The following is a 14140-nucleotide window of genomic DNA, read 5'->3' as shown; positions in this document are numbered from 1 at the left end:
AACTCATGAGCACACCTCCCCTTTCCGGACCTGTCGCCGTCATCGCCGGCGGGCTGAGCCACGAGCGCGACGTGTCGCTGGCCTCGGGCCGCAACCTCGTGCGCGAGCTGTCGGCGCTGGGCGTGGAGGTGGCTGCGTACGACTTCGACCGGGCGCTGCTGCACAACCTCGAGCGCGACAAGGCGGTCGTGGCGCTGCCGGCTCTGCACGGCCAGTTCGGTGAGGACGGCGAGATCCAGACGCTCCTGGAGCTGATCGGGATCCCGTACGTCGGCACCGTCTCCACCTCCTGCCGGGTCGCGTTCGACAAGACGGCTGCCCGCGAGCTCCTGCGCCGCGGGGGCATCCCGGTGCCGGATTCGGTCTCGCTGTCGTCCACGACCTTCCGCGACGTCGGGGCGCCGGTGCTGATGGAGCACGTCATCTCGCGGTTGGGCGAGCGGGTCGTGGTCAAGCCCTCGCGCGGCGGCTCGGCGCTCGGCGTCACCGGCGTCGACGGCCTCTCCGCCCTTCCTGCGGCCCTGGTCAAGACCTACGCCTACTGCGACGAGGCCCTCATCGAGCGCTTCTACGCCGGCATCGACGTCTCCGTGGTCGTCCACGAGACCGATGAGGGCGTCAAGCCGCTGACCCCGATCGCCATCGACTTCAGCAAGGGCCACGAGTTCGACTTCGCGGCGCGCTACACCGCGGAGTTCGTCGGCTTCGGCCGCCCCGACCTCCCCGACACGCTGCTCGCCGAGCTCGGCGAGACCGCCGTGCGCGCCCACGAGCTGCTTGGCATGCGGGACATCTCCCGCACCGACTTCATGGTCACCCCCGACGGCAGCTTCGTCGTCCTCGAGGTCGCCATCACCCCCGGCGCCACCGAGACCAGCGTCTTCCCCTTCGCCGCCAAGCACGACGGCACCTCGATGGGCGAGGTCACCCTCGCCCTCCTGAAGCGCGCCCTGTCCCGCTGAGCCGAGTCGGCTCGTCCTGACGTAAAACCACGCCGAGTCGGCGCGTTCTAACGCGCCGACTCGGCGTGGTTTTCGGTCAGCTTGCGCCGACTCGGGCTCAGCTCAGGCCGGTGAGCTTGCCGGCGATGCCGCCGGCGGCCTTGAGGGCGACGCCCTCCTCGAAGTTCCGGGTGACCTGAGGGATGTGCTTCTCGGCCTCGGCGATGGCGCTGGTGAGCACCTCGGAGGCCGGGGTGTCGGGCCACAGGTAGAGCGAGAGGGCGCCGGGGATGGAGTTGACCTCGTTGATGTAGACCTCGCCCTTGCCGTCGGAGAGGAAGTCGATGCGGAGGATGCCGGTCAGGCCGGTGAGCTCCACGACACGTACGGCCAGGTCCTTGATCTGCTTGGTGACCGATTCCTCGACCTGGGCCGGGAACTCGCGCGGGGAGGAGGAGAGGCCGTCGGTGTGGACGTACTTGGCGGAGTAGTCGTACATCTTCGCCTCGCCCGAGCGCAGCGGACGCTCGACGTCGCTCACCGCGACCTCGGGCGCGGTGCGCACCGAGGCGTTGAGGTCGAACAGGTCGGGACGGTACGGCTCGACGACCGCGCCCGCACGCAGGTGCGGGGAGGTGTTGAGGAGCGCCAGGCCGGTCTCGTAGTCGTCGACGACCTCGATGCCGATCGAGGAGCCGCCGAAGCGCGGCTTGACGATGTAGGGGCCCTCGAAGGACGGGGCGGCGTAGCGCGAGAGCAGCTCGCGCTGGAGCGACGGGAGGCCGGCGTTGAGCATGACCGCACCGAAGGCGAGCTTGTCCATGCCGAGCGCGGCCGCTGCCGGGGTCGCGCCGGTCGCCTTGAGGCCGGCGAGCTCGAAGAGCCACTGGATGCCGCCGGCCTCGCCCGCGCCGCCGTGGAAGGCGGAGAGGATCGGGCCGGTCTCGAGGCGCTTGCCGCCGCCGAAGCCACCGACGGTGTAGAACCCGTCGCCCTTCTCGGTGCCGAGGCGGAACTCGACGGCCTTGGAGCCCTTCGGCTCGCCGCCGAGGAAGTCACGCGCCTCCTGCTTGGCGGGCACCAGGAACCACTTGTCGGAGCGCGCCCAGTAGAGGCACGTCACCTCGACGCCGGCACCGGAGAGGACCCGCTCGGCCTGTAGGCCGGTGAGGATGCTGATGTCGTGCTCGGCGCTGGGACCGCCGAAGACGATGGTGGCCTTGGTTACGCTCATGGTGGAAGCTCCTGGGGTCCTACGCGTAGTGATCGGGGAGGTCGTTCTCGTACAGCACCACGTCGCCCTCCTTGGCCGCGGTCAGAGCATGATCCGCTGCCGCCTTACGGCTCTCGAACGCAGTGGTTCGCGCTGGCTCCCCCGAACGCAGCGCTTTTCGGTTGGTGCGACCGACGATGCACAGCCGCATCTTGTCGGAGGCCGTCGCAGCCTGCGCGAACTCGATGTTGCGCGCGGCCTGCTCGGTGCCCAGCTCGACCATACCGGGCGTGATGGTCCACACCGTGCCCGACTCCCCTGCCAGCCGCTTGGCCTTCGCGAGCGCCGCCGCGGCGCCGGTGGGGTTGGAGTTGAAGGTGTCGTCGATGACCCAGACGCCGCCGGGCGTCTTGTTGGCCTCGGCGCGGTGGGGCGTGCCGGGGATCGACGCCAGCCGCTGGGTGATCGTCTCGATCGGGACATCGACCGCGAGGGCCAGGCCGACGGAGATCGCCACGTTGATCGGGTGCCCGACCTCGTCGGGCAGCTGGACGGCGTACGTCTCGCCGTTGATCTGGAGAGCAGAGTCGGTCACCACGACCTCGGCGGTGGTGCCCGGGACGGCGGAGCAGGCGATGACGCGCTTGCTGGCGCGGAGGTTCTCGGCGATGAGCGCGAGCTCGGGTACGTCGATGTTGAGCACCACGGTCGAGGCCTTCGGGAGGATCTCCGACTTGGCCTTCACGATCGTCTCGCGCGACTTCATCCGCTCCAGGTGGGCCTCGCCGATCGTGGTGATGGCGGCGACCTCGGGCGGGAAGATCTCGGTCAGCTCGGCGATCTCGCCGGGGCCGTAGGTGCCCATCTCGGCGACGAAGATGTCGGTGCCGGGCTGGAGCCGGTCGTTGACCGCGCGGGAGAGGCCCATCGCGTTGTTGAAGCTCGCCGGCGAGGCCAGCGTCGACCAGCGGCCCTGCATGAGGTGGGTGGCGTAGTTCTTCGTCGAGGTCTTGCCGTAGGAGCCGGTGATCGCGACGATCCGCGGGTTGACCTTCTTGATCGTGGCGGCCGCCTGGACCTGCCACTTCTTCGCCATCGCCTTCTCGATCGGCCACATGATCGCCAGCGCGGCCTCGGCCAGCGGGACGGCCAGGATCGGGAGCAGGCCGGCGGCGGCCGGCACGACGAGTGCGATCACCAGGGTGAGGATCGCATGCAGTACGAAGAGCACACCGGCCAGGCGCTTGACGCGGTCGGTCCACACCAGCCGCTTGGCCCCGGTGAAGCTCATCCCCACCGGCCAGCCGATGAACAGCAGCGCGCCGACGAGCGCGCCGTAGGGCAGCACGAACGAGGCCAGGCAGACCACGACGACCGCGGCGAGCAGGATCGCCTCGACCGGGCGTGCCTTGACCCAGATCCACTCGATCGCGAACAGCCGCGTCGGCTCGTAGTGCTCACGCTGAGCGACCCGCAGCCAGCGGTAGTAGGAGACCAGGGTCAGCGCGGAGGTGACCAGGACGATCCACATGCTTCTTCTTCAGCCCCTCAGATTCAGTTCGTACGAAGTTCGTCGATGGCGCCTCGAAGGCTCTTGACCAGCCCCGCGTCGAGCAGGTGCGCGGAACCGGGGACGATCTCCAGGGTCGCGTTGTCCCCCAGGATCTCCATGGCCTCACCGGGCATCCAGACCGGTGCGGCGGTGTCGTTCTCACCCCAGATCAGGCGGACCGGAAGGTCCTTCGGGATGGCTGCCAGCTGGTCGGTGTAGTCGTCATTGACGGCCTTCACCAGCACCTGGCGCATGACGCCTTTCGCGTTGCGGTAGTCCGATGATCCGTACTTCTCCCGCAGCTGCTCCATCTTTGACTCTGGGATGAGCTTCTTCGAGTACGCCCAACGACCGACCCGGTAAGCAAGCTTGGGTTTTCCGCCGACCTTGGGGCGGAACAGAGGTACGCCGGTGAGCACCACACCGCGGACGAGTTCGGGATGCGCAGCAGCGAGTTGGACCGAGACGCGGCCGCCGAAGGAGTGCCCAACCAGAACCGGTCGGTCGAGGTCCCGCAAGATCTTGGCGAGCCACTCGGCGTACTCCCTAGTCCCCCAGGCCTCATCGGGGGCCGGGGTCGCACCGAAGCCGGGCTGGTCGAGCGCGAGCGCGTCCAGGCCCTCGAGCGTCGAGCCCCAGTCGCTGCGGTTGCGGGCCCAGCCGTGCAGGGCCACGACAGTGGCAGCATCCTTGCCGTGCTTCTCACCGAAGGCACGTCCATCCAGCAGGGTCGTCAACACGGCCGCAACCTTATCCGGGACCATGCGCTGACCCGTAACCGCGCGGCGCGTGAGCCCGGTTGTCGAGCGGGCAATAGGGTCGAAGTCATGGATCACAAGCCCGCCACGATCGCCGTCCACGCCGGGCGGCCGGCCCACGAGCCCGACCAGCCGCTCAACGTACCGATCACGATGGCCTCGACCTATGTGGCCGGCGGCGACAAGGAGTACGGGCGCTACACCAACGACGCGTGGGTGGCGTTCGAGGAGGCGCTCGGGCAGCTCGAGGGCGGTCGGGCGCTGTCGTTCGCCTCCGGGCTCGCGGCGATCGCGACGCTGCTCGACCTGGTCAACGACTCGGTGGTCGTGGCGACGGAGCAGAGCTATCTGGGGACCATCGGCCAGCTGGCCGACCTCGAGGGGCGCGGCCGGCTGACCGCACGCCTCGCGGACTTCTCCGACACCGCCGCGGTCGTGAAGCTGCTCGAGAAGCTCGACGGCGAGGTCGCGCTGGTCTGGGTCGAGACGCCGACCAACCCGGGGATGCAGCTCGCCGACCTGCCGGCCGTCATCGCCGCCGCGCACAAGGCCGGGGCGCGGGTCGTGGTCGACAACACCTTCGCCACTCCCCTGCTCCAGCAGCCGCTCGCGCTCGGCGCGGACATCGTCATCCACTCGGCCACCAAGTTCATCGCCGGGCACTCCGACGTCGTCATGGGCGCGGTCGTGGTCTCCGACGACACGCTGTGGGACGTGCTCAAGGCCCGTCGCGACCTCCTCGGCGCGATCCCCGGCCCGTTCGAGGCGTGGCTGGCGCTTCGCGGCATCCGTACGCTGCACCTGCGCGTCGAGCGCTCCTCCGCCAACGCGGCGACCCTCGCCGAGCGGCTCTCAGCGCACCCGGCGGTCGCCGAGGTCCGCTACCCCGGGTTCGGCGGCATGCTCGCGGCCGTCCTTCCCACGGCGGAGCAGGCCGACCTCCTGACCCACTCGACCTCGCTCTGGGTCCACGCGACCTCCCTCGGCGGCGTCGAGTCCACCTTCGAGCGCCGTCGCCGTTGGAAGACCGAGTCGGCGACGGTGCCCGAGGGGCTGGTGCGGATGTCGGTCGGAGTCGAGGACGTCGACGACCTCTGGGCCGACCTCCTCCAGGCGCTGGACCGCCTCTGACACCGACGCTGGTCAGTCGATCGGGCTCACCACCAGCGCCGACCCACCACCGCGTCGCCACGGCTCGGCGGTCGAGGTCAGCAGCCCGTCAGGGCCGATCTCGATCGCGGTGGCCGCGCCGAGCTCAGCGGTCGGGGCGAAGGTGTGCCCCAGCGATGTCAGCGGCCCTCCGTACGCCTCGATGAACGCCGGCTCGGCACCCGTGTTCGCCCCGTTGCGCTGGGAGACCCGCGGCGCCGCCATGGCCTCGGGCAGGGTCCGGTCGCGCGCGTACCGCTCGATGAGGATCTGGAGCACCGTGGTGATGATCGTCGAGCCTCCCGGCGACCCGACCGCCAGCACGGGTCGGCCGTCGGAGAGGACGATCGTGGGTGACATCGAGCTGCGCGGGCGCTTGTTGGGCTCGATCCGGTTGGGGTCGTCGGCCCGGTAGGTCGTCGAGAAGTCGGTCAGCTCGTTGTTGAGGATGAAGCCGCGGCCGGGCACGGTGATCCCGGATCCTCCGGTCTGCTCGATGGTCAGGGTGTACTCGACGACGTTTCCCCAGCGGTCGACCACAGTCAGGTTGGTGGTCTCGAGGTTCTCGGTGTCCTTCGCCGTCGTGCCGGCGCCTTCCGCGCCGTCGCAGACCCCGTCGAAGTCGTACGCATCACCGGCCGCCACGGGCTTGGGCTGGGCCGCCGCGGGGTCGATGCCGCAGGCCCGCTCGGCGGCGAACGTGTCGTCGAGGAGCGCCTCGACGGGCACGTCGACGTGGTCGGGGTCGCCGAGGTAGGCGCCGCGGTCGGCGAAGGCGATCGCGCTCGCCTCGAGCAGATGGTGGTAGGCCTCGGTGTTGGTCATCCCGGCCAGCTCGTAGCGCTCCAGGATGTTGAGCGCCTCGCCCACCGAGGTGCCGCCCGAGGACGGCGGGGCCATCCCGTAGACGTCCAGGTCGCGGTAGGTCGAGCGGGTCGGCTCGCGGTCGGGGGCGGTGTAGGCGGCGAGGTCCTCGGTGGTCACCCAGCCGGCCGGAACCGGGAGGTCGGTGTCGTCGCTCTTGGGCGGCTCGGCCACGGTCGCGGCGATCTCCGCGGCCAGCGGGCCACGGTAGAAAGCCTTCACGCCCTTGCGTGCGAGCAGGTCGTAGGTCGCGGCGATGTCGGGGTTGCGGAACCGGCTGCCGACCTCGGGAGCGGATCCTCCGGGAAGGAATAGTTCGGCGGTGGAATCGATCGCTGCGAAACGTTCCGCGTTGTCGACGGTCTGCTGGCGGAAGGTCTGGTCGACGACGAAGCCCCGGCGAGCCAGCCGTGCGGCCGGCTCGAGCGACTGGCCGAGCGAGCGGGTGCCCCACTTCCTCAGCGCCTTGTCCCAGGTCAGCGGCGTGCCGGGCACTCCGACCGAGGCGCCGCTGGTGACCATGTCCGGGAAGAACGGATACTCCTTCCCGGTCTCCGGGTCGATGAACGCATCGCGTGGCATCGCGGCCGGCGCCTTCTCCCGACCGTCGATCGTCTCGACCTTCCCGGTGCGCGCGGAGTAGTGCACGAAGAAGCCGCCCCCGCCGATACCGGCCGAGTAGGGCTCGGTCACGCCGAGCGCCGCCGCCGTCGCGACCGCGGCGTCGGTCGCGTTGCCGCCCTTGCGCAGCACCTCGAGCCCGATCCGGCTCGCGTCGGCGTCGACACTGGCCACCGCGCCTCCGTAACCGACCGCGGTGGGCACCTTCGGTGGTGGCGCCAACCTGTCCTCCGGGGCGGCGGTCGCCCCGGCGTACGGGACCAGGGTGGCCAGCGCGAGCGCGCCTCCGGTCAGTGTGGCGACAACTGCAGAGCGGCGTCCGAGCATGGCGATCTCCCAGAGATTGGCGGCTCATCGAACGTACTACTTCGGCGCCGACCTCGAATTACGTTCTGAAATTCCTTAATTAGTAAGGGTTGCTTACAAACAAACCGGCTGCCACCATCGAATGGCGATTCGGGCGCCTGGTGCCCGAGCCAGCCATCACCTCGGAGGTGTCACCATGCATGTCGCCTTGCCCTCACGAAGATCACGCCGCGCAGTCGGCCTTCTCATCGGCGCACTCGCCGGAGCGCTCGCCCTCACCGGCGCGCTCGTCCTCACCAGCACCCCGTCCAGCGCATCGCTGACGACGGCCGCCGCGCAGCCGACCGCGATCAACGGCTACCGCAACGTCGGCTACTTCGTGCAGTGGGGTGTCTACGGCCGAGCCTTCAAGCTCAAGCAGCTGGAGACGTCCGGGGTCGCCGACGACCTCACCCACCTCAACTACGCCTTCGGCAACATCCACCACCAGACGCTGACCTGCTTCGAGGCCAACAAGGCCCAGGGCGAGGGGCCCAACGGCTCAGACGGTGCCGGTGACGCCTACGCCGACTACGGGATGTCGTACGCAGCCGACGCGTCCGTCTCCGGCACGGCCGACACCTGGGACCAGCCCCTGGCCGGCTCCTTCAACCAGCTCAAGCAGCTCAAGGCGAAGCACCCCGACCTGAAGGTCCTGCTCTCGCTGGGCGGCTGGACCTGGTCGAAGAACTTCTCCCTCGCGGCGGCGACGCCGGAGTCACGACGCAAGCTCGTCTCCTCCTGCATCGACCTCTACATCAAGGGCAACCTGCCGGTCATCGACGGCCGTGGCGGCGCCGGAGCGGCGGCCGGCGTCTTCGACGGCTTCGACATCGACTGGGAGTGGCCGGGCTCGCCCAACGGCAACACCGGCAACCACGTCGACCCGGTCAACGACCGCGCCAACTTCAAGGCCCTGCTGGCCGAGTTCCGCTCCCAGCTGGACGCCCTCGGCTCGACCACGGGCAAGGACTACCAGCTCTCCGCGTTCCTCCCGGCCAATCCGCAAGACATCGAGGCGGGCGGCTGGAACGACCCGGCGATCTTCAACTCCCTCGACTTCGGCAACATCCAGGGCTACGACCTGTGGGGTGCCTGGGACCCGACGCTGACCGGCCACCAGGGCAACCTCTACGCCGACCCCGCCGACCCGCGCCCCGACGGCAAGCGGTTCAGCGTGGACGAGTCGGTCCGGGAGTACCTCGACGCCGGCATCTCCCCGGCCCAGCTCGGGCTCGGCATGGCGGCGTACGGCCGTGGTTGGCAGGGTGCGACCTCCTCCGCCCCATGGGGCCCGGCGACCGCCGCGGCACCGGGGACGTACGAGGCCGGCAACGAGGACTACGACAAGCTCAAGTCCCGCGGCACCGACCACTACGACGCCGCGACCGGCGCCGGGTGGCGGTACGACGGCAACCAGTGGTGGAGCTACGACAACAAGCGCACGATCGCCCAGAAGGCGGCGTACGCCATCTCGAAGGGCCTCGGCGGAGGCATGTGGTGGGAGCTCTCCGGTGACCGCCAGGGCGAGCTGATCGGCACCTTCGCCGATGCCATGCGCAACGGCACCGGCGGCCCGGTCGAGGAGCCGGACCCGACCGACCCGCCCACCGAGGAGCCCACGGACCCGCCGACCGACCCGCCTGGCGGAGCGGCTGCATGGTCGGCGACCACGGTGTACGTCGCCGGCGACCGTGTCACCTACGGCGGTCACCTGTGGGAGGCCAAGTGGTGGACCCAGGGCAACATCCCGGGCACCGAGGAGTGGGGTCCGTGGAAGGACCTCGGAACAGCCTGAGTCGCTGACCGCTCCGCTGGTCGAGCCCGGCGAGCGCTAGCGAGCCGGTGTCGAGACCAACACGGTCGCTTGCCGTGTTGGTCTCGACACGCCTCCGCCTGGCGGCTCCGGCGGCTCGACCAGCGAGCGCGTCCTACTCGGTCTCGGCCTTCGTCGGCCGCTCGAGCATCTCGTCCATGATCTCGCTGACGGTCTTGGCGCCGGAGACGACGTCGTCGACGTACTGCGCCAGCGGCACGTCCACCCCGACCTTCGCCGCCAGCTCGCGCAGCGAGTGCGACGACTTGGCGCCCTCGGCGACCTGGTGGCTGGAGGCGAGGATGTCGGCGGTGGTCATGCCCTTGCCGAGCTTCTCCCCGAACGTACGGTTGCGGGAGAGCGGCGAGGAGCAGGTCGCGGCCAGGTCGCCCAGGCCGGCCAGACCCATGAGCGTCATCGGGTTGGCGCCGAGCTGCATCGCCAGGCGTGCCGTCTCGGCGAGACCGCGGGTGATGAGCGACGCCTGGGTGTTGTCGCCGAACCCCATCCCGGCGGCCATCCCGGTCGAGATCGCGACCACGTTCTTGTAGGCCCCGCCGATCTCGCAGCCGACCACGTCGGTCGAGGTGTAGGGACGGAACGCAGGCGAGTGGACACGCGCCTGGATCGTCTTGGCGACCTCCTCGTCGGCACACGCCACCACACCGGCGGCGGGCTCGCGACGGATGATCTCCTTGGAGAGGTTGGGGCCGCTGACGACCGCGATCCGCTCCGGCCCCGCACCGGTGACGTGGGCGATCACCTCGCTCATCCGCTCGAGGGTGCCGAGCTCGACACCCTTCATCAGCGAGACCAGCGGTACGTCCTGGGGCAGGAACGGCGCCCAGTCGGTGAGGTTGGCGCGCAGCGTCTGCGAGGGCGCCGCGAGGACGACCAGATCGGCTCCGTGCGCTGCCTTCTCGATGTCATGGGTGGCGCTGATGTTGTGCGGCAGCTCGGTGCCGGGGTGGTAGTCGGGGTTCTCGTGGGTGTCGTTGATCGCCGCCGCGACCTCCTCACGCCGCGCCCACATGGTCACGTCGTTGCCAGCGTCGGCGAGGATGACCGAGAAGGCGGTGCCCCATGAGCCCGCTCCGAAGACCGCTACCTTGCCAAGCTCGCTCAATTGTCGTCCTTCTTCTTCGTCTTGCGGGGGTCGCCGGTCGCGTTGACGCCGGCCTTCTTCGGGTCGAAGAGCTCGCTGGGCGGCTCCTCCTCCCGGATGTCGGCCACCAGGCCGACGATCGCCTTCATGATCCGGTCGGTCGCCTGGTTCACCACCGCCGGCGTGTGCTCCTGGACCTCGAGGTCCTTCAGGTCCACCGGATCACCGATCTTCATCTGGATCATCTTGCGACCGATCAGGTGCGGCTTGAGAGAGTACGCCGGAAGCAGCTCCTGTGCTCCCCACTGTCCCACCGGGTAGACCGGGGCACCGGTCGCGAGCGCGATCCGCGCCGCACCGGACTTGCCGCGCATCGGCCAGCCGGTCGGGTCCTTGGTGATGGACCCCTCGACGTAGACGACCACGATGCTGCCCTCGTTGACGGCCTTCACCGCCGCATCGAACGCCGACGCACCTGCGGTCCGGTCCACGGGGATCTGCCGGGCGGCCCGCAGGAACTTGCCCAACGGACCCTTGAACAACGCCGCCTTGGCCAGGTAGCTCGGCCTACGTCCGTAGTCCCACACGATGTGCGCGGCGGTGAACGGATCGATCTCGGAGACATGGTTGAGCGCGAACACCGCTCCCCCGCTCTCCGGGATCTTCTCGCCGCCCTCCCACTGGTGCTTGGTGGTGGCGAGGAGGACGGGCTTCACGATGCCGACAGCCACGACCCACGGCCAGCCGAGCTTGCCCTCCTGGAACTTCCGGTACTTTCCCACGCAGGGCAGGCTACCGGGCCGTCTCCGCGTGGTTGTGAGATACCTGTCAGGATCTACCTCGATGCCTGTACCTGCACCCGGTTACGTCGTACTGCTGCCCGTCAAACCCCCGGCGCGCGGCAAGTCCCGGCTGGTCGGAATCGAGTCGCACGAACGGGCCGATCTCGCCCGCTCGTTCGCCCTCGACACCGCCGAGTCGTGCCTGGCCGCCACCGGCGTCGGCGCCGTGCTGGTGATCACCGACGACTCCTACTTCGCCGCCGATGTCGCCCGTCTCGGCGCCGCCGTCATCCCCGACGGGGTCAGCGGCGACCTCAACGAGACCCTCGTGCAGGGAGCGCTCGAAGCCCGGCGCCGCTGGCCGGGGCTCCGCCCCGCTGCGCTCTGCGGCGACCTGCCCGCGCTCCGCTCCGCCGACCTGGACGCGGCGCTGCGCGCGGCGGAGGGGTTCGGGGCTGCGTACGTCGAGGACGCGGCGGGTGGGGGCACCACCCTCTACACCGCGGCCCACGACCGGTTCCAGCCCGCGTTCGGGCCCGGGTCTGCCGCCGCCCATCGCGACGGCGGCGCCCATCCGCTGGAGGGCGACCTCCACTCGCTGCGCCACGACGTCGACACCCTCGAGGACCTCGAGACCGTACGCAGCCTGGGGCTCGGGCCGCGTACGACTCTCGCCTCCGTGCGCGTCGGGAGTCCGGGCTAGGAGTCGCCCGACGGCGTCTCGGCCCCGGTCGTCGGGCTCGTCGATGCCCCGCTCTCGGGAGCCTTCGTCGCCGCGGTCGTCTTCTTCGCCGCCGTCTTCTGCGCCGGAGCCTTCTTGGCCGTCGTCTTCTTGGCTGCGGTCTTCTTGGCCGTCGTCTTCTTGGCTGCGGTCTTCTTGGCCGTCGTCTTCTTCGCGGCCGTCGTCTTCGCAGGGGCGGCTGCGGCGGAGGTCTCCGTCGCCGGAGTCGCGGGGGTCGCCGCACCGGCGGTGGTGGCCTTCTTCGCCGCGGGAGTCTTCTTCGCCGTGGTCTTCTTGGCGGTGGTCTTCTTCGCCGCCGTGGACTTCGTCGCCGTGGTCTTCTTCGCCGCGGTGGACTTCGTCGCCGTCGTCTTCTTCGCCGCGGTCGTCGTCTTCTTCGCGGGGCTCTTCGTGGCCGTGGTCTTCTTGGCGGCGGTCTTCTTCGCCGGCGCAGTCTTCTCGGCCGCTTGGGCGACCGGGTCCGCAGCGGCCTCGACGGTGGGCTCGGGCTTCACCGGCTCGGCGACCCGCTTGGCGGGCGGCACGACCGGCTCAGCGGCCTTGGCCGGCGCCTTGCGCCCTGGCCGCGGCACCTTGACCTTCGGAACGGAAGGGACCTTGACCTTGCCGGACACCACGTCGGCGACCAGCTTCCCGGCCGTCTCCCGCACCGCGCCGACTACTCTTCCGGCCTGTTTGCCTGCATCAGCTACTCGTTTTCTCACCACGCGATCGACCTTAGGCCATCTCCGGCGCTTCCGGACATACCGACGGCATGTGAAAACGGATTGTTCACCTGATCGCTCCTGATTCCGACGCCTCCACGTGGTTACCGTGGAGAGACTCGGGGCACGTCCGCAGCACCGCTTCGACAGCGCAGCCTTCGGGAGACAGGACGAGGAAGGTACGACCATCACCGACGTGCACATCGACGAGGAGCAGCCCACCGTGGTGCTCGAGGAGCCGCAGACCACGGTGCGGCCCAGCCGCCGCGCCGGGATCCTGTTCTCGGCCTGCATCATCCTCGCCCTGATCGCCTCCGTGGCCTGGCTGGCCGTCCACACCACCCGGCTCGCCGAAGGTCGCACCGGCGCCAACGTACCGACGCCGGCGCCGCCCGCTCCGACGGTCCGCAACAGCGAGCCGGCCATCCCGGCGACGTACGCCGATCTCCCCGTCGGCCCCGCGACGACCCTGCCCTTCGTGGACCAGGCCGGCCGGCTCCAGCTCGGCGCGAAGCCGCAGAAGGTCTTCGGGTCGCAGATGAGCGTGGCCGGCTGGACGGTGCTGATGTACGAGCGCGCCGACAAGCCCGGTCCGGTGTGGATCGCGCGGCGCGGGTCGACCATCCAGGTCCCCGGCCTGTGGACCCAGCCGGTCCTGAGCAAGGATGGCAACCAGCTCTTCGCGCTCCAGCAGACCGGCGACGCCGTCTCCGCCCTCGTCGCGGTGGACACCACGACGGGTGAGGAGACCGACCGGCTCGTGCTCGAGGGCACGCCTGCCGCCACCGCGGTCCTCGGTACCGACCGCACCCGCGCGTACTTCCGCACCGGCATCGTGCCCGCCCCGCCGGCGGTGCCCGGCAACTACGGCGAGCTCACCGTCTCCCGGCCGCCGGTGACCGCCTGGGATCCGGGCGAGGCCACCCAGCGGATCTCGCTGCCGCTCGGCTACCAGCAGCTGATCCCGCTGCGGCGCGGCGTACTTCTTCACAACCCCGGCGAGTGGGAGGCCCGCTTCGCCGCCATCGAGGCCGACGGCAGCCTCACCCAGCCCGGCGTCCACGCGCCGCTGCCCGGGTCCGTCGCCGACTCCCCCGACGGCTCGATCGTCGCCATCGCCCGCAACCCCAGCGACCCCGGGATGATCGGCTACGGCGCCGAGCGCGGCATCGCGGTCAACATGAGCACCTCCGAGCACATTGACCTGCGCGTACCCGACTCCGTCGAGAAGGTCCGCGTCGCCGGCTTCGAGTCCGACCGCAGCGTCGTCCTCTACACCGCGACCGCCGCCGAGTCCTGGTACCTCCGCTGCTGGGTCGACACCGGCTCCTGCGACCGCATCACCGGCTCCCAGCGTGGCGCCGACGGCCGCCAGATCCGCCTCCCCTAGCCACCCGAGACGTCAGTTCCGTCTGCCGAAAACGCAGTTGTGGGCGACGAGAGTGCACTCTCGTCTACCACGCCCGGGACTATCGCGACATCACCGGCGACCGCCATCGCTGGTTTCATCGAGGAGGACCGAAACGGTTACGCCGCCGAAATAACCGC

At 70.0% G+C, this 14140-nt stretch carries 12 protein-coding genes; 5 read left to right on the top strand and 7 right to left on the bottom strand.

The features are described from left to right. Positions 1-5 precede the first annotated feature (5 nt). Complete coding sequence (locus ABTX24_RS14785; RefSeq protein ID WP_350840583.1) at positions 6-962, top strand: D-alanine--D-alanine ligase family protein; 957 nt, start codon at positions 6-8, stop codon at positions 960-962. A 97-nt stretch (positions 963-1059) separates the two neighbouring features. Here the strand turns inward: ABTX24_RS14785 and ABTX24_RS14780 are convergent, their stop codons facing one another. Genes ABTX24_RS14780 through ABTX24_RS14770 form a run of 3 tightly spaced genes read right to left on the bottom strand, consistent with a single transcriptional unit; the run spans position 1060 to position 4446 of the window. Continuing rightward, positions 1060-2175, bottom strand: a complete 1116-nt coding sequence (locus ABTX24_RS14780; protein ID WP_160024544.1) for a D-alanine--D-alanine ligase family protein — start codon at positions 2173-2175, stop codon at positions 1060-1062. A gap of 19 nt (positions 2176-2194) precedes the next feature. Next, positions 2195-3685 (bottom strand): Mur ligase family protein, encoded by a 1491-nt coding sequence (locus ABTX24_RS14775; RefSeq protein WP_350840581.1) that lies wholly within the window; start codon positions 3683-3685, stop codon positions 2195-2197. 23 nt (positions 3686-3708) lie between these two features. Next, a complete protein-coding gene (locus ABTX24_RS14770; RefSeq protein WP_350840579.1) occupies positions 3709-4446 on the bottom strand; it encodes an alpha/beta fold hydrolase in 738 nt (245 codons plus the stop codon). 87 nt (positions 4447-4533) lie between these two features. On the opposite strand from ABTX24_RS14770, the gene ABTX24_RS14765 reads away from it, so the two are divergent. Next, a complete protein-coding gene (locus tag ABTX24_RS14765) occupies positions 4534-5595 on the top strand; it encodes a trans-sulfuration enzyme family protein (RefSeq protein WP_350840577.1) in 1062 nt (353 codons plus the stop codon). A 12-nt stretch (positions 5596-5607) separates the two neighbouring features. Here ABTX24_RS14765 and ggt read toward each other — a convergent pair whose 3' ends face one another. Then, positions 5608-7425: a gamma-glutamyltransferase gene (gene ggt, locus ABTX24_RS14760; RefSeq protein ID WP_350840575.1), complete on the bottom strand. Its 1818-nt coding sequence runs from the start codon at positions 7423-7425 to the stop codon at positions 5608-5610. 175 nt (positions 7426-7600) lie between these two features. Between ggt and ABTX24_RS14755 the strand changes: the two genes are divergently transcribed. Next, positions 7601-9241 carry a glycosyl hydrolase family 18 protein gene (locus ABTX24_RS14755; RefSeq protein ID WP_350840573.1) on the top strand — a complete coding sequence of 547 codons (1641 nt, stop codon included), beginning with the start codon at positions 7601-7603 and terminating at the stop codon, positions 9239-9241. A gap of 133 nt (positions 9242-9374) precedes the next feature. On the opposite strand, the gene ABTX24_RS14750 is transcribed toward ABTX24_RS14755, so the two are convergent. Both ABTX24_RS14750 and ABTX24_RS14745 read right to left on the bottom strand, forming a co-directional pair. Beyond that, positions 9375-10385 carry an NAD(P)H-dependent glycerol-3-phosphate dehydrogenase gene (locus ABTX24_RS14750; protein WP_160024550.1) on the bottom strand — a complete coding sequence of 337 codons (1011 nt, stop codon included), beginning with the start codon at positions 10383-10385 and terminating at the stop codon, positions 9375-9377. After that, positions 10382-11146: a lysophospholipid acyltransferase family protein gene (locus ABTX24_RS14745; protein ID WP_160024551.1), complete on the bottom strand. Its 765-nt coding sequence runs from the start codon at positions 11144-11146 to the stop codon at positions 10382-10384. The genes ABTX24_RS14750 and ABTX24_RS14745 overlap by 4 nt, the downstream gene beginning before the upstream one ends. Positions 11147-11207: 61 nt before the next feature. Here ABTX24_RS14745 and cofC point away from each other — a divergent pair, with 61 nt between their 5' ends. Then, entirely contained in the window at positions 11208-11849 is a 642-nt protein-coding gene (gene cofC / locus ABTX24_RS14740) for a 2-phospho-L-lactate guanylyltransferase (protein ID WP_350840571.1), read from the top strand. On the opposite strand, the gene ABTX24_RS14735 is transcribed toward cofC, so the two are convergent. Beyond that, positions 11846-12538: a hypothetical protein gene (locus tag ABTX24_RS14735; protein ID WP_350840569.1), complete on the bottom strand. Its 693-nt coding sequence runs from the start codon at positions 12536-12538 to the stop codon at positions 11846-11848. The genes cofC and ABTX24_RS14735 overlap by 4 nt on opposite strands. A 163-nt stretch (positions 12539-12701) precedes the next feature. On the opposite strand from ABTX24_RS14735, the gene ABTX24_RS14730 reads away from it, so the two are divergent. Further along, a complete protein-coding gene (locus ABTX24_RS14730) occupies positions 12702-13982 on the top strand; it encodes a hypothetical protein (RefSeq protein WP_350840568.1) in 1281 nt (426 codons plus the stop codon). The last annotated feature ends 158 nt before the right edge of the window (positions 13983-14140 follow it).

This window comes from Nocardioides sp. NPDC127514, from assembly GCF_040302125.1.
In the GTDB taxonomy this organism is placed as follows: Bacteria; Actinomycetota; Actinomycetes; order Propionibacteriales; family Nocardioidaceae; genus Nocardioides.
Note: the sequence above shows the minus strand (reverse complement) of the source record. Positions and strands in the feature narration are given on the sequence as shown.